12 protein-coding genes are annotated in these 15,583 nt (G+C 67.3%); 2 read left to right on the top strand and 10 right to left on the bottom strand.

Annotated features, from left to right (window positions below; genetic code table 11):
• Nucleotides 1-3 precede the first annotated feature (3 nt).
• The 3 genes from AB7M35_RS17170 to AB7M35_RS17180 form a co-directional block, all read right to left on the bottom strand.
• Nucleotides 4-699: a TRAP transporter small permease gene (locus AB7M35_RS17170; RefSeq protein ID WP_453961583.1), complete on the bottom strand. Its 696-nt coding sequence runs from the start codon at nt 697-699 to the stop codon at nt 4-6.
• Nucleotides 700-789: 90 nt separating this feature from the next.
• A complete protein-coding gene (locus tag AB7M35_RS17175) occupies nt 790-1,806 on the bottom strand; it encodes a DctP family TRAP transporter solute-binding subunit (RefSeq protein ID WP_453961584.1) in 1,017 nt (338 codons plus the stop codon).
• A 289-nt stretch (nt 1,807-2,095) separates the two neighbouring features.
• Nucleotides 2,096-2,695 carry an HAD-IA family hydrolase gene (locus AB7M35_RS17180; protein WP_453961585.1) on the bottom strand — a complete coding sequence of 200 codons (600 nt, stop codon included), beginning with the start codon at nt 2,693-2,695 and terminating at the stop codon, nt 2,096-2,098.
• Nucleotides 2,696-2,924: 229 nt separating this feature from the next.
• Between AB7M35_RS17180 and AB7M35_RS17185 the strand changes: the two genes are divergently transcribed.
• Nucleotides 2,925-4,241 carry a DUF5624 domain-containing protein gene (locus AB7M35_RS17185; RefSeq protein ID WP_453961586.1) on the top strand — a complete coding sequence of 439 codons (1,317 nt, stop codon included), beginning with the start codon at nt 2,925-2,927 and terminating at the stop codon, nt 4,239-4,241.
• Between the two features lie 1,582 nt (nt 4,242-5,823).
• On the opposite strand, the gene AB7M35_RS17190 is transcribed toward AB7M35_RS17185, so the two are convergent.
• On the bottom strand, nt 5,824-7,362 hold the full coding sequence (locus AB7M35_RS17190) for an anti-phage dCTP deaminase (protein WP_453961587.1): 1,539 nt from the start codon (nt 7,360-7,362) through the stop codon (nt 5,824-5,826).
• A gap of 94 nt (nt 7,363-7,456) precedes the next feature.
• Between AB7M35_RS17190 and AB7M35_RS17195 the strand changes: the two genes are divergently transcribed.
• Nucleotides 7,457-7,645, top strand: coding sequence for a hypothetical protein (locus AB7M35_RS17195; RefSeq protein WP_453961588.1), 189 nt, complete (start codon nt 7,457-7,459; stop codon nt 7,643-7,645).
• Between the two features lie 152 nt (nt 7,646-7,797).
• On the opposite strand, the gene uvrB is transcribed toward AB7M35_RS17195, so the two are convergent.
• The 6 genes from uvrB to AB7M35_RS17225 all read right to left on the bottom strand — a co-directional run bounded on the left by uvrB (nt 7,798) and on the right by AB7M35_RS17225 (nt 15,504).
• Nucleotides 7,798-10,503 carry an excinuclease ABC subunit UvrB gene (uvrB, locus tag AB7M35_RS17200; RefSeq protein WP_453961589.1) on the bottom strand — a complete coding sequence of 902 codons (2,706 nt, stop codon included), beginning with the start codon at nt 10,501-10,503 and terminating at the stop codon, nt 7,798-7,800.
• Nucleotides 10,504-10,600: 97 nt separating this feature from the next.
• Nucleotides 10,601-11,593 (bottom strand): heparan-alpha-glucosaminide N-acetyltransferase, encoded by a 993-nt coding sequence (locus AB7M35_RS17205; protein WP_453961590.1) that lies wholly within the window; start codon nt 11,591-11,593, stop codon nt 10,601-10,603.
• A gap of 69 nt (nt 11,594-11,662) precedes the next feature.
• On the bottom strand, nt 11,663-12,070 hold the full coding sequence (locus tag AB7M35_RS17210) for a DUF1801 domain-containing protein (RefSeq protein WP_453961591.1): 408 nt from the start codon (nt 12,068-12,070) through the stop codon (nt 11,663-11,665).
• Between the two features lie 50 nt (nt 12,071-12,120).
• Nucleotides 12,121-13,011: a LysR family transcriptional regulator gene (locus AB7M35_RS17215; RefSeq protein ID WP_453961592.1), complete on the bottom strand. Its 891-nt coding sequence runs from the start codon at nt 13,009-13,011 to the stop codon at nt 12,121-12,123.
• Between the two features lie 194 nt (nt 13,012-13,205).
• Nucleotides 13,206-14,171, bottom strand: coding sequence for a thioredoxin-disulfide reductase (gene trxB / locus AB7M35_RS17220; RefSeq protein WP_453961593.1), 966 nt, complete (start codon nt 14,169-14,171; stop codon nt 13,206-13,208).
• 394 nt (nt 14,172-14,565) lie between these two features.
• On the bottom strand, nt 14,566-15,504 hold the full coding sequence (locus AB7M35_RS17225; protein ID WP_453961594.1) for a mitochondrial fission ELM1 family protein: 939 nt from the start codon (nt 15,502-15,504) through the stop codon (nt 14,566-14,568).
• Between the last annotated feature and the right edge of the window lie 79 nt (nt 15,505-15,583).

Genomic DNA, 15,583 nt, shown 5'->3' on the forward strand with positions numbered 1-15,583 from the left:
GGCTCAGTCCCGGACCGCGTTGCGGTTTTCCGCGACGAGGTCTTCCGCCTCGTGCCCGGCGACGATCAGCTCGCGCCGGCCCTGGGCGATCTGCACCATGGCCTGGAGCGAGCGGAACGCGAGCAGCGCCAGCCCGACCGGCAGCATCAGATAGGCGACCCAGCGCTGGACGCGGTCCTGCAGCCCGAAGGCCTCCTGCATCCAGAGCGGATAGCGCAGCTCGTCGAGGCCGGTGCCGCGATCGTACATGAAGGTCCAGTAGCCGATGGCGCCGCTCTGGCGCCAGTTGGTCGAGACGTCGGCGCCGAGCCACGCGAGCCAGCCGGAATACAGCAGCAGCATCGCGTAGACGAAGGTCGCGAACGCGCCGAACAGCGCGGCGGCCTTGAACAGGCGGCGGGGAAAGCTCCGGATGATGGCGTCGACCCCGAGGTGGATACCGGTCTTCACGCCATAGGACATGCCGAACAGGATCAGCCAGGCAAACAGGATGCGCGTGGCCTCCAGGGCGCCCTGCCAGCCGGAGTTGAAGCCGTAGCGGGCGATCACCTGGACGAAGGAAATCAAGGTGATCGCCGCCATCAGGATGGCGATGACGTTTTCCTCGAAGCGGTCGACGGAAACGGGGAACCTTCGTTCGGCCAGGAACAGAACGACCACGATCACCAGCAGCGTGATCGTCATGCCCATCAGTTCCATCGGGTCTCTCCCAGCTTCCCCGGTACGATGTGAAGGTCGCGGCCGGCCCGATCGGACGGGCCGGCCGCTGAAGCGGCCTCTGCCGCCTGTCTAGTTGGTCGCGCTGTAGGACGCCGCCGTCTTGATGACGTCGGCGCCGATGTCGCCTTCGAACTGCTGCCAAACCGGCTTCATCACCGAGACCCAGGCTTCACGCTGCTCCGGCGAGAGCTCGCGGATGGTCGACTTGGCGTCGACGATCGACTGGCGGCAGCCGGTCTCCTGCTCGGCGACCTGCTGGTTGGCCTGCTTCAGCGTGTCGGTCAGGATCTGGAGGAACTGGCTGCGCGTCTCGTCGTCCAGCGAGTCTAGGAACTCCTGGCTGGTGATCACGCCGTAGGCCAGCAGCTGGTGGTTGGTCTCGGTGATGCCGTCCTGCACCTCGAAGAACTTCTGGGTGTAGATGTTGCACCAGGAGTTCTCCTGTCCGTCGACGACGCCGGTCTGCAGCGCGCCGTAGACCTCCTTGAATGCGAGCTTCTGGGCGGAGGCGTGCAGCGCCTCGATCATGGCGACGGCGACGTCGGAGGTCTGCACGCGGAACTTCAGGCCGGAGGCGTCCTCGGGCTTGATCAGCGGCTTGTTGGCGGAGAATTGCTTGAGCCCCGACGCGATGTAGCCGAGCCCGACATAGCCCTCGTTCTCGAGCGAGGCGAGCAGGCCGCGGGCGTCCTCCGAGGCCATGTAGGCGTTGGCCGCGTCGATGGAGGAGAACAGGAACGGCAGGTCGAACAGGCGGAGCTTCTTGGTGTAGGCCTCGAACTTGGACAGCGACGGCGCCGCGAGCTGGACGTCGCCGAGCAGCATGGCCTCCATGACTTTGTCGTCGTCGTAGAGGGTGGAGTTCGGGAACACCTCCATGCAGGCCTTGCCCTCCATCTGCTCGTTGATGTTCTTGGCGAGCAGGCGGGCGGCGTCGCCCTTCGGATGGCCGCTGTCGGCCACCACGTGGCTGAACTTGATGACGGTCTCGCCGCTGTCGCAGCCGGCCGGATCGGCATGGGCCGCACCGAACGAAAGCGCGAGCGCCACGACGTAGGCGGATGCAGCCAGGATCGTCTTCTTCATGAGTATCTCTCCCTCTGTCTGACGGCCCGCGTGCGGACCGTCCGGTGATGGCATTCGGCCGGCCAGCCGGCCGGCGCGTCGACATCGATTTTGGGACCGTTGGCCGCTGGCTCGCCCGCAGAGCTTCATCGTCTCTTTTGCCGGCGTCGCGGCGCGATGTCTCCCGCCATCGCGATGGTCGAGTGTGCGCGAGGGACGGTCCGGTGGCAACCGGAGATAAGGAGCCGCCGCGGAGCCTTGTTTCCGCTCGCGCGAACTCCCTTGGGCCCGCGTTGTTTCCATCCTCCGCTCATCCCCGGACCAGATCGATGAGCCGGGCGCCGGGCGTCCAGTGGGCGGCGCGCCAGCCGGCCTTGCGGGCGCCCTCGACGTTCTCCGGCGTGTCGTCGACCAGCAGCAGGGCGCTGGGTGCGGTGCCGGCGCGAAGCGCGGCGGCGTCGAAGAAGGCGCGGTCGGGCTTGCGGGCGCCGACGGCGGCCGAATGGACCATCCCGTCGACGTGGTCGGCGAGCGCCAGCCGGGTCATCAGGTGCTCGGCGCGCAGGTTCTCCTGGTTGGTGGCGAGCAGCACGCGCACGCCGTCGCGCCTGAGCGCCGCGCAGTCGGCCAGCACGGCCGCGTCCACGTGGCTCTCGCGGCTGAGCCAGTAGTCGACGAAGCGCTGGGGGGTGACGTCGGGGGCGAGCTCCGGCAGGCACGCGGCGAGCGCCTCCATCAGCGGCCGGCGGCCGGTCACCACGTCGTCCCAGTGCGGCACGAAGAAGCGGGCGCGCAGCGCCTCCAGCCGGATGCCGAGATCCTGCTCGATGTCGGCGGCCCACGTCCGCCCGCCTGAGGGCCGGTCGTGCACCACCACCCCGTCGACGTCCAGCATCAGGCACTCGATCACGTCCCGGCTCCCCGTTTGGCGCGCTGTTTCCCCGGCCCCCCTTCTAGAGGCCCCGGGACGCGCGGGGAACCGGGGAGGCGGGCGTCGGGCGGCGCCGGCCGGCCCCCGGCGGTTGTCTCCAGAAAAGCCGGGTGCGATGCTGGGCGCGGGGCATCGGGGCGCGTCTGGCGGGAGTTTCGGCCGGGCCGCTCCGATCGAATGCCGGGCGGCGTCCGGGGAGGGGTTGCCGATGCTGCGTCATGTCATCCTGCTGGCCGCGCTCTGCCTGCCGGTCTCCGCCGGGGCGGCGGAACCGGCGTGCACCGGGTCCGAGAGCGTCGCCGACAGCTTCACCTGCCTCTATTCGATCTTTCCGCGCGGGGCCGGGACGGACTCCATCGGCGCCGCGCTCGCCGACCAGTTCTCCGCCACCGAGACCAGCTTCGACGGGCCGCTGGTGATCGTGAACGGCTACGGCATCTTCGTCTACGACGGCGCGGGCGCCGACGCCGGCACGCTGCTCGACCACGTGCTGACGCGGAGCAACCAGGACAGCGGCTTCGTACAGATGACCGCGCTCTCCCATGTCGGCCCGGCGATCGCCTACCTGGCGGCGCTGTCGGAGGAGGGCGCCGCCAGCTACCCGGCGCTGCGCGACACGCTGCTGGCGCGCGTGCGGGCGACCCGCACGGCGATCGCCGACGATCCCGGCTGGCTCGCCGCCCTCGACGTGCCGGCCTGGACGCCCCACGCCGACGCCATCGCCGCGATGGTCGACTACGGCCTGTGGATGGCCGGCGACTACCTGGTCAAGGTGCGCGACGGCACGGTGGCGTTCACCCAGGCCTCCGTCGGCAGCGACTTCTACGACGGCGGCCTCGACGGCTACGCGGTGCCCTTCGACAACGTCATGATCGCCACCTTCATGCTGGTCGACCTGGACAGCTCCGCCGAGGTCCGGGACCTGGTGGCGAGGCTGGACGACACCGTGGATTTCTCGAAGGCACGCGTGGTGGTGCACATGGAGATCGGCACCAACTACGGCGCCGGCCTGACGCCCGCCACCAACCAGCTCGTGCACGCGCTCCAGGTGCTGAGCGACGGCGCGATCGGCCCGGCGAACGTCCTGATCGCGCCCTACGCGAGCGCCCCCTGCCAGCCGGCCGGAGCCGGCGAATGCCCGCTGGAGACCTTCACCGCCGCAGCACTTCCGCCGGCCGTCTACGCCTACTATTCGACCCGCGTCTGGTCCGGCATCTACGACCGCACCCAGATCGCCCGCGCCGCCTTCACCGGCATCGCCGCGATCCCGCAGCTGGCGCCGGCGCCGATCCCCGGCGACTACGGGGTGACGGCGGCCGACGACATCGACGGCTTCATGCAGCGGCTGCGCAACTCGCTCCTGGAGAAGACCGAGCTGCTCTCCAACGCGGTCGGCTTCTGGATGCCCGACGAGCTGCGCGCCAAGGGCTGGGACGCCGCCGGCGTCGACATCCCCGGCCTCACCACCGGCTTCCCCGCCGGCGTCGACGCCTACCCGACCGACCTGCCGGCGATCCCGGAGTAGGGGGGAGGGTTGGGTTTTGGTTCGCTCACGTCGAGTGTGAGGGGTTTGATTCGCTTACGCCGAGTGCGCTGCAGTTTTGGTTCGCTCACGCCGAGCGAGCTTTGCTCGCCGGCTGCGCGGGCGCGCCCTGACCGGGCGGCGCGCGGTCGCGCGCTGGTGGGAGATGTCCGGCTGGGCTTTGGCTGTTGGCCCGGGTGCCAGCCTCAATCTCCGCTCACTCCCGCGGAGGCGGGAGTCCAGGGCGGATAACGCGGCGGCTGCGGTCGCGCCCTCGGCTTGGTCCCCTCACGCCGAATGCGCTTGCGCGCATCGGCTCCGGGTGGGCGCCCTGACCGGGCGGCGCGCAGTCGCGCGCTGGTGGGAGGGATGCGGAGAGGTTGAGGGACGGCTCCCGCCGCCGGCTCCTTGCTCCGTCCTGATCTTCGGAGACGGCGCCCGCTTCATTCTCCGCTCATTCCAGCGAAGGCTGGAATCCAGATACGGCGGACGTTCGGGGCGACAGCACAGGAGGATGCGCGCAGCAACCCGCCGCGCGCCTCATCCCACATCTCCGCCTGCAGCAGCCTCTGCAACTGGATTCCAGCCTTCGCTGGAATGAGCGGAGTGTGGGTTATCCCGGACACCCGCCTCAATCTCCGCTCACTCCCGCGGAGGCGGGAGTCCAGGGCGAAATACTCGTCGGCTGCGGCCTGTGGCCCTGGATTCCCGCCTTCGCGGGAATGAGCGGAGTGTGGGGTTGGCTTGGAGGGCAACATGCGGGGTCCATCCGGACCGCACCCACCAGCGCGCGGATTGGTCCCCTCACGCCGAGTGCGCTGGCGCGCACCGGCTCCGGGAGGGCGGCCTCCGGCCGGCCGACGGTCGTCGGCTGGTTGGTGTGGTCCGGATGGGCCGGAGGCTGTCCGGCGAAAACGTCGCCGAGGCCTCCCCGTATCATTCCCACCAGCGCGCGACCGCGCGCCGGCTGAGCAAAGCCAGGAAAAGTGCGAACCGGTTTTCCGTCCGGCTTTGCGCTGGAAACAGTCAGGCCGCCCACCCGGAGCCGGTGCGCGCAAGCGCACTCGGCGTGAGGGGCATAAACCACCCCCAACCACAAACACCTTCATCCCCGCGCCGTCTCCGGCCGGGCGTGTTCGGAAAGGGGATCGGTGGGGCGCGAAACGGCGGCCATCCGATTGGTATTTGTTGCGGTCGCCTTTCGGCGCCCCACCCTGGCGTTTGCACCGATGCAGCCACCCTTCTCCCAAGGGCGGAAAGGAGTAGGACCTTCCCACCCCTCCACCGGGTGGCGGACGCGCGCGCAGTCGCGTGCACCTCTACTAAGGGGGTTCGCGAGAACCGCGTCTTCGAGGCCATGCGCGGCGTTTGTCGCCTCCTGTCCCGGCGGACACCACTCGCCATCGGCACACCGAGCCTGCCCGTTCGTTACACGCGCGCGCGCCCGGCCGTCAGGCCCTCAACCCACGTGGCGGTCGGTCCGGCACGGCTCCCAGCGGGTCAAGCGACAAGGGGAGGATACGGGAGGATTGGAAGGCGGGGATAAGGTGGGTGAGGACGCAGCGGCAAAAGCCGTAAATTTAATTTACGATTGTATTAAGATTTCAGAATCCTCTAATAATTTCTTCGCTTTGTCGAAGTATATTTTTGTAAAAGCTTGTTCGTTTTGAAGCCAACTTGCAACTGTGTAGCGAATAACAGGATGGGGGCTCCCCTGGGTCCGTTTTTGAAAGTGGCCACTCGAATCCTTTCTTTTTTCCCTTTCGAATATTTCTCGGAACCGAAATGGTGAAATGCCGATAAACGGAGAAAACTGAACCTTTTTTGAACAGGATTTCTGAGACCCAATGGATATTGCATCTCTATGCAATTCCTCTGTGTAGCTTTTTGGGTATGGCTCAATATATATTACACGCTTTATACCAGCCGAAATTATGTGTTTGGCGCATATGTGGCACGGAAATGTTGTGCAATATAGTGTGCATCCGTCGGTGCTGCGGCCGAGTCTCGCGGAATCAGAGATCGCCGACATCTCAGCATGTACGACTCTACCGAACTCAATTAAGTCCATTAAATGCGCTTCGCGTAAAGACGTGCCCTTTTTTGCTGCTTCACTAAGGACATAAGACACTAAATCTTCTTCAGACTTCTCTGATTCAATGAATTTGCCAGACTTAAGTCGACGCACTATGTCAGCAAGTATCGCTCTCTTTATTCGCTCATTTTCGTCTCTGCCATTTTTGTAGTCTCGCGCGTCGCCTTCATCAGATTCCCAGTACGCCCCGCCTCCTGCTGCCGGAACCTCATTGCAGCCAAGGCTTACAATATCATTCTGTTCTGTAAAAATTGCCGCACCTACTTGGCGGGAAAGATCAAGAGAGCGAAGCGCAGCCGACTTGGCGATATACATTCCATATTCGTCACGTGTGGGGCTGACTTCATTTGATCCGAAAAGTGCAGAAAGAAAACGATGCAAATTTCGTTTTGCCCCCTCGATGTCATCAATATTTATAAATAAATCGGCCAGAGGAAAGGCGTCTCTAAGGCGCTGACCGGACGGTATGCCTTCTTCGTCTTCATCACGCTTTAATAAGTCATGCGCGGCCTGCTCGTGTTCCGTGCCGGGTCTAGAGATAGCATTATCAGAAGAGATTCTCTCTGTAAGCTGTCGTATGCGCTTGTCTTTTTCAGAATATATTGATATCAATACAAATAATCGCCCATATACCTGCCTAAGGGCAACTATTTCTTCTGTCCGTTTAAATTGATCGAATATATATGCATGTCTTGGTAAATATGAGTCGGCAGATTGCTTTGCTGACCGGCGAAAAGATCTAACCGCAGCGCAGCACATCATTGATAGTACGCTGGGCTCATCAAAAAGCCTTCGAAGTTCGTTCGCGTATTTAATATAGCTGTCGTATCTCTTGTCGAGGGGCTTCTCTACTAATTTGAGGGTGGGGATTTCAACTGCCTGCATCAACTGAGTCACTTTAAAATACTCAGTTCGGTAGCCGAAACCCATAAGGGTATTTTTAAGGAGATCGGCGACAATTGGGTTGTCTGTTCCAATGGGAGAACAGAGGCCGAACACGAGTTCAGGGGCTTCAAGGGTCTTCAGCATCGACGATCAACTTTTAGAAAAGGGGATCTCGGAGGCTCCGTCCACGTTTGGACACATGGTATGATTCGCCCCAGAATCAGATGGGAGAGAGACCATGAATTCGCTGCATCGAAACTGGCTTGCAGTTGAACTCGAGTCCATCGACGAGGAGATTGAAGACTGGGGGGATGGATTGAAAGAGTCATTTCGCTCGCTGTTCCCCCAGCAGGAACGTTTGGTCGGCCAGCGGCAGGAATGTGATTCCGCAGGTGCTCAAAAAACTGGACATAGGCCGCAATCTTAAAGCAACCGCGACCGGAGCGCCAACGCCCCAAGTTGCCATTTGGCGTCGCCTTTTTAAAGCGGGCGACTGGCGTCGGCCTGACCGTATGTGCTGAGCGAGTGCAGACCGCAGAGACTAGGTCTGCCTTTCTTCGCCGTTGGATGCATTTCCCCCTACCGCTCCCGCTTCGGCAGAGGCCCCCGGCGCTTCGGCTTCTCCGTCCGGCCCACCGTCATCTCGTCCAGCGTGTTCTTGCGCGCGCGGGTCTTCGGCTCGCCGTCGCCGCTCGATCCCGCCGAGCCTGAGCCGGCGCGGCCGGCGGAGCCGGGGCGGGACTTGATGGTGCCGGGGTCGTCGGCGTAGGCGAGGGCTGCCTCGTTCAGCCGCTTGATCTCGTCGCGGATGCGGGCGGCCTCCTCGAACTCCAGGTTCGCGGCGGCGTCGCGCATGCGCTTTTCCAGGTCCTGGACGGTGGCTTCCAGGTTGTGGCCGATGCGCGCGCCGTCCTCGGCCATGCCGGTGTCGATGCGGACGTGGTCGCGCTCGTAGACCGAATCCAGAATGTCGCCGATGGAGCGCTTCACCGATTCCGGCGTGATGCCGTGCTCGGCGTTGTAGGCGAGCTGCTTCTCGCGCCGGCGCCCGGTCTCCGACAGCGCCCGCTCCATGGAGCCGGTGGTGCGGTCGGCGTAGAGCACGACGCGGCCGTCGACGTTGCGCGCGGCGCGGCCGATGGTCTGGATCAGCGAGGTTTCCGAGCGCAGGAAGCCTTCCTTGTCGGCGTCCAGGATGGCGACCAGCGCGCATTCGGGGATGTCGAGGCCCTCGCGCAACAGGTTGATGCCCACCAGCACGTCGAAGGCGCCCAGCCGCAGGTCGCGGATGATCTCGATGCGCTCCAGCGTGTCGATGTCGGAGTGCATGTAGCGCACCCGCACGCCGTGCTCGTGGAGGTATTCGGTCAGGTCCTCGGCCATCCGCTTGGTGAGCACGGTGACCAGCGAGCGATAACCCTTCAGCGCCACCTCGCGCACCTCGCCGAGCAGGTCGTCGACCTGGTGGCGGGCCGGGCGGATCTCCACCGGCGGATCGATCAGCCCGGTGGGGCGGATGACCTGCTCGACGAAGACGCCGCCGGACTGGTCCATCTCCCACGAGCCGGGGGTGGCGGAGACGGCCACCGACTGCGGCCGCATGGCGTCCCACTCCTCGAAGCGCAGCGGCCGGTTGTCCATGCACGACGGCAGCCGGAAGCCGAACTCGGCCAGCGTCGCCTTGCGCCGAAAGTCGCCCCGGTACATGCCGCCGATCTGCGGAATGGTGACGTGGCTCTCGTCGACGAAGACGAGGGCGTTGTCGGGGAGATACTCGAACAGCGTCGGCGGCGGCTCGCCCGGCTGGCGGCCGGTGAGGTAGCGCGAATAGTTCTCGATGCCCGGGCAGGAGCCGGTGGCCTCCATCATCTCCAGGTCGAAGCGGGTGCGCTGCTCCAGCCGCTGGGCCTCCAGCAGGCGGCCGGCGTCGTTGAGCTCGGCCAGGCGGGCGCGCAGCTCGGCCTTGATGGCCTTGGTGGCCTGGTTGAGGGTCGGCTTCGGCGTCACGTAGTGGGAGTTGGCGTAGACCTTCACGAACTCCAGCTCGTCGGTCTTGTGGCCGGTGAGCGGGTCGAACTCGGTGATCGATTCCACCTCGTCGCCGAACAGCGAGACGCGCCAGCCGCGGTCCTCGTAATGGGCGGGGAAGATCTCGATGGTGTCGCCGCGCACCCGGAAGGTGCCGCGGATGAAGTTGACGTCCGAGCGCTTGTACTGCAGCGCCACCAGGTCGGCGAGGAGCTGGCGCTGGTCGACGCGGTCGCCCACCTGGATGGCGAAGGTCATCGCCGTGTAGGTCTCCACCGAGCCGATGCCGTAGATGCAGGACACGCTGGCGACGATGATGACGTCGTCGCGCTCCAGGAGGGCGCGGGTGGCGGAGTGGCGCATCCGGTCGATCTGCTCGTTGATCGACGATTCCTTCTCGATGTAGGTGTCGGTACGGGCGACGTAGGCCTCCGGCTGGTAGTAGTCGTAGTAGGAGACGAAATACTCGACCGCGTTCTCCGGGAAGAAGCTCTTGAACTCGCCGTAGAGCTGCGCCGCCAGCGTCTTGTTGGGGGCGAGGATGAGGGCCGGGCGCTGGGTCGCCTCGATCACCTTGGCGGCGGTGTAGGTCTTGCCCGAGCCGGTGACGCCGAGCAGCACCTGCATGCGCTCCTGGTCGTTGACGCCGGCCACCAGCTCGGCGATGGCGGTGGGCTGGTCGCCCTTCGGCTCGTACTCGGAATGGATGACGAACGGCCGGCCGCCCTCCGACTTCTCCGGCCGGGGCGGGCGATGCGGCACCCAGGTGCCGTCGCGGAACTCCGGCCGGCCCTCCTGGATGAGCTGCTCCAGCGCCGCCACGGTCTTGGTCACGGCGGAATCCGGCAGCGCCTCGGCGTCCTCCAGGTCGATGTCCAGCCCGGCGACGGGGTTGAGCCCGCCGGCGGCGCGCTCCTTGGCCGTGGCCCGGCCGCCGGTGGAGGTGCCGCGCGCCGTCTTGCCGCCGGTGTCGGGCTTCTTCGGCGCCGGCTTCTTCGGTTTCGCCTTGGCGGTGTCGCGGGCCTTCGCCTTGGCGGGCGCCGGCTCGGGCGCGTCGGCGAATGGCGGGGCCTCGCTGTCGGCCTGGTCCTCGATCTGGCGGGCCCAGTCGCTCACCGGACCGGTGAGCGGGGTGCCCGAATCGAAGCCGGCCTGCGGCGCCTCGCCGAAGCCGGGGGCGCGCGCGTCGTCGTCGCGCGGGCCGGTGTCTGCGGGGCGCGGGGCGGATCGTCGGGAAGGCGGGGAGCTGTCGGCCATGGCCCGAATATGGGCCGGACGGCGCGGCGAGGAAAGGGGTGAATCGTGAACGTGGCGCGACGCGGGCCGGGCGGCCCGGTCGGGTGGGGGCCGGACGCTATTTGACCGGCAGCGTCTCGCGCACCTGGGTGCCGCAGGCGTCGACGATGGCGTTGACGCGGTCCTGGTCGGTGGAGTTGAGGCTCTGGGTGATGGTGCGCTCCCACAGCCCCGCCTGGTCGATGTTGTCGGCCGCGCACGAGCAGATCGCCTGGCATTCCTGCTGGGCGCCGAGCAGCGGCGCGCACTGGCGCTCGCAGGCGTCGAGGAAGCTGGCGCGGTCGGCCGGGTTCACCGTGTGCTGGGGCGGGAAGCCGAGGGCGAGGAGCCCCAGCAGGCCGAGCAGGATCGGCTGGTGGGCGAGGTAGATCCACAGCGACTGGCGGCCCGACCAGGCGACCCCGCGGCTCACCCGGTCGCGGGCATGCCAGCCGGCCCACGCCTCGCGGGAGCGCAGCATCAGCGCGATGCGCGCCAGCGCCACGCCGGCATTGGCGCAGCCGACCCACGGGAACACCGGCACGTAGTCGTTGGCGGGCGGCGGCGGCAGGGTGCCGAGGCCCACCCACGCCAGCCAGGCGGCGTTGAAGACGTCGGCGCGGAAGACGTGGGGCAGGGCGAAGAACGCCGCCGAGAGCACGATCGGCACGACCAGCGGCGCGCGCACCGTCGGCAGTGCCAGCAGGCTCGCCGCCGCGATGCAGTGCAGGATGCCGAAATAGATCCACGCCTCGGGGAACAGCAGGTAGGTGCCGACCGACACCGCGATGGCGGCGACGACGACCAGCGCCAGGCGGTTGAGGAAGCCGCGCCAGCGGATGCCGTTCCGGTGGGCGAGCACCAGGCTGACCCCGACCAGCACGATGAAGCTGCCGGCGATCAGGTGGGCGAACCAGCGCCAGCCGGTGCCGGTTTCCACCGGCCAGTCGACGAAGGTGTAGAAGCTGAGGTCCCACGAGAAGTGATAGACGACCATCGCAGCGATGGCGATGCCGCGCAGGACATCGACGAGATCGATGCGGGACGACGGACGGGCGGGCACGGAACTCATGGGGTCCTGATACGCCCGCGACACGGGTGGCGTCCAGATGCAATGGCGCCACGGTGGCCGGCGGGCGGGCTACAGGCGTTCGCCGGGCAGTTCGCTGGCCTGCTTCATCCAGCGCGAGAGCTGCGCCTCGTCGATCTCGTCCTCCTCGCGGATGTCGAGATAGCGCACGCTCTCCTGTTTCGACGCGCCGGGCGGCACGGGATCGAGCGACGTGCCCCGGAAAAACGTCACCTTCACGTACCTGTCGAAGCAGTGGAAGGCGGTGAACCAGCCCTCGCCGGGAAGGCCGTAGAAGGGCGTGTTCCACTTGACCGCCTTGACGACGCCCGGGACGGCGGCGGCGATGACCCGGTCCAGGACGACGCCGACCCGGTTCTTCCATCCGGGCATGGCGGCGATATAGGCCTGCACCGGCGCGTCGCCGTCGCCCTTCGGGATCTGCGGGTTGCCGCCCGCGAGGAGTTTCGGTGTGGGCATGGCGAGGCCTCTGCCGCGGCCCTGCCGGAGGGCCGCCGCGTCCGGGGACGCTAGTAGGTCCAGGCGTCGGCCTTGGCGACCAGGAAGTCGCGGAAGGCGCGGACGCGGGCGGTGGTCTTCAGCTCGGCCGGGTATACGAAATAGGTCTGGTAGCTCGGCAGCGTCTCCTCGGGCAGCAGCCGCACCAGGCCGGAATCCGGCTCGATCAGGTAGTCCGGCAGCAGCGCCACGCCGACGCCGCGGTTCACCGCGCGCTTGATGGCGACGACGTTGTCGATCTTCAGGATCGGCTTGCGCGGCTGGTCGGAGCCGCGGCCGGCCGTCTCCAGCCAGTTCAGCTCGCGCAGATAGGTCGGGCCGGTCTCGCCGAAGGTGACGATCCGGTGCTTGTCCAGATCCTCCAGCGATTCCAGCGCGCCGAAGCGCTTGATGTAGCTGGGCGCGGCGTAGAGGTGGAGGTGGACGGTGAACAGCCGGCGCTGGATGAGGTCCGGCTGCACGGGCTGGCGCAGCCGGATGGCGACGTCCGCCTCGCGCATGTTCAGGTTCAGCTCGTCGTCCTGCAGGATGAGGTGCAGCTGCACCTCCGGATAGAGGTCGACGAACTCGTTGATGCGCGCCGCCAGCCACGACGAGCCGAGGCCGACGGTGGTGGTCACGCGCAGCACGCCGGTGGGCAGGTCGCGGGAATCGGTCAGCCGCGCCTGCACGGCGTCGAGCTTCATCACCACCTCGCGGGCGGTGCGGAACAGGTGCTCGCCCTGCTCGGTGAGGACGAGGCCGCGCGCGTGGCGGTGGAACAGCGGAACGCCGAGCTCCTGCTCCAGCGCCGACACCTGCCGGCTCACCGCCGACTGGCTCATGTTGAGCGCTTCACCCGCGTGGGTGAAGCTGCCCGCCTGGGCCGCCGCGTGAAAGACCTTGAGCTTGTCCCAGTCCATCCAACCCTGCTGCCGCCGCCCCTGGCGATCGTCCCCGGATCACGCCGGCGCGGATCCGTCCGGACCCGGCCAGTCATCGTGATCGTCCATTCAGCCTGCGCGGGACAGGGACGGAAACGGTGCGCCGCCTTTCCCCATGCCGCTCGGGTCAACGCGACCCGTTCGTGGCGCAGCCGGCTGTCGCCGGCCTTGCATCAGGCGGCCTCGGCCGCGTCCGTCGCGTGTTCCGCCAGGAAGCGCTCCGCCTCGAGCGCCGCCATGCAGCCCATTCCGGCGGCGGTCACCGCCTGCCGGTAGATGTCGTCGGTCACGTCGCCGGCCGCGAAGACGCCGGCGATGTTGGTCTCGGTGGAATCCGGCGCGGTCCAGATGTAGCCGGACGGCTTCAGCTTGAGCTGGTCCTTGAACACCTCGGTCGCCGGCTGGTGGCCGATGGCGACGAAGATGCCGTCGACGGACAGCTCGCGCGTCTCGCCGGTCTTGACGTTCTTCAGGCGCGCGCCGGTGACCGTCGGCGGCGTGCCGCCGCCCAGCACCTCGTCGAGCGCGGTGTCCCAGATCACCTCGATCTTCGGATGGGCGAACAGCCGGTCCTGCAGGATCTTCTCGGCGCGCAGGTGGTCGCGACGGTGGATCAGCGTCACCTTGCTGGCGTGGTTGGTGAGGTAGAGCGCCTCCTCGACCGCGGTGTTGCCGCCGCCGATCACCAGCACTTCCTTGCCGCGGTAGAAGAAGCCGTCGCAGGTGGCGCAGGCCGAAACGCCGAAGCCCTTGAACAGGGTCTCGGAGTCCAGCCCCAGCCACTTCGCCTGGGCGCCGGTGGCCACCACCAGCGCGTCGCAGGTGTAGACCGTGCCGGAATCGCTCTGCAGCGTGAACGGGCGCTTGGAGAGGTCGGCCGAGGTGATCAGGTCGTGGACGATGCGGGTGCCGACGTGCTCGGCCTGCTCGCGCATCTGCTCCATCAGCCAGGGTCCCTGGATTACGTCGGCGAAGCCCGGATAGTTTTCCACGTCGGTCGTGATGGTCATCTGGCCGCCGGGCTGGATGCCCGCGACGATCACCGGCTCGAGCATCGCCCGCGCCGCGTAGATGGCGGCGGTGTAGCCGGCCGGGCCGGACCCGACGATCAGAAGCTTCGTGTGGAGCGCGTCACCCATCGCCCAGTCTCCCTGTCAAAAGCGGAAGGCGCGTCGCAAGCGTCCCTCTGAACGCCGTTCGCCTCCCTGCCGCGGCTCCCATATGGGGGTCGCGGTGCAAAACCGCCCGAACGATGGCGGCTGGAATGGCCGTCGCCGCATCCGACCGTGCCGGAGGCACGGAGCGGCTCCAAGCCGTTGTCGCGTCGCGCGTCCGCGCGGCGGGCCGGTGTGGCTCCGCCCGGAAGCGCCCTGGAGCATCTCCAGCCCGGACCGAGGCGATCCGGGCGAGACGAGCGTGCCCGAGGCATCGACCCCGGAGCCGTTTCCTGTCGATCCGGTGATGCCACCTGATCGGCCGGAAAAGGCTTCCATGTCAAGGCGCCGCGGGCCGGCGCGCCGGCCCCGTACACCCTCATGTCGCCATCCCCGCGCGAACCGCCTCGGCGACCATCCCGGTCGCGTCGAGGGGCGCGTAGTCGGCGCCGGGAAGCGTGCCGTCGAACCAGCGCATCGCGCCGTGCGCGACCATCGCCTCGTGAAAGCGGCGGAACTTGGCCCGTCCGCCCGGCAGCGGCCAGGCCAGGATCGGCTTCCCCGTGAACGCGGCTTCGCCGATCATGTTCACCGAATCACACGTCACGATGAACGCGTCGGCACAACCGTAAATGCCCATCAGCGGATTGTCGCCATCGCCGCGCCACAAGAAATGAGGGGTTGCGGCGAGCGCCGCGGCGAGCGCCGCGACGTTGGCCTCGCCGGTGCGGCGCGACGGGGTGATGACGAGGCTGACGCCGTGGCGGGCGGCGAAGGCGGCCAGCGCCGCGCCGAGGGCGGCGGCGTCCGGTTCGTCGAGCCGGTAGCTGCCGCTGGTGCCGCCGACCAGCACGCCGACCCAGGGCCGGGGCAGGTCGGGCAGGCGGGCCCGAAGCGCGCTCGCGGCGGCCGCCAGCCCGTCGGCGGTGAGGCGGTTGGGGCTGGTGACCGACCGGATCACGTTGGGGCCGGAGATGCGGTCGTGGCTGTTGGCCCAGACCAGATCGAACGCGCCGGCGTCGGTGCGCGGCGCCTGCAGCACGGCGACGAACGGGCGCGGCGCGGGGCGGGCGGCGATGGCGCGGGCGAGCGGGATCGCCTGCCGGCCCGAGGCCAGCACCAGCTCGGCGTCGGTGGCGACGAGGGCGCTGAGGTGCGGCGCGACCGGGCCGTGGGGCGCCAGCCAGGACCAGGGCGGACGCAGGGTGACGCGCTCGATGACGGGGGTGGCGCCGAGGCGTTCGGCGACGCCGATGCACTGGACCTCGTGGCCCATCTTGCCGGCGGGGACGATGACGAGGGTCCGCGGCGCGCTCATCGGGCGGGACCACGCGCCGAGGCGTCTTGCGGTGGCGCGCTCTGTCGGGTTGATGGGTGTGGGACACACAACGGAATCG

Source organism: Amorphus suaedae (genome assembly GCF_053629675.1).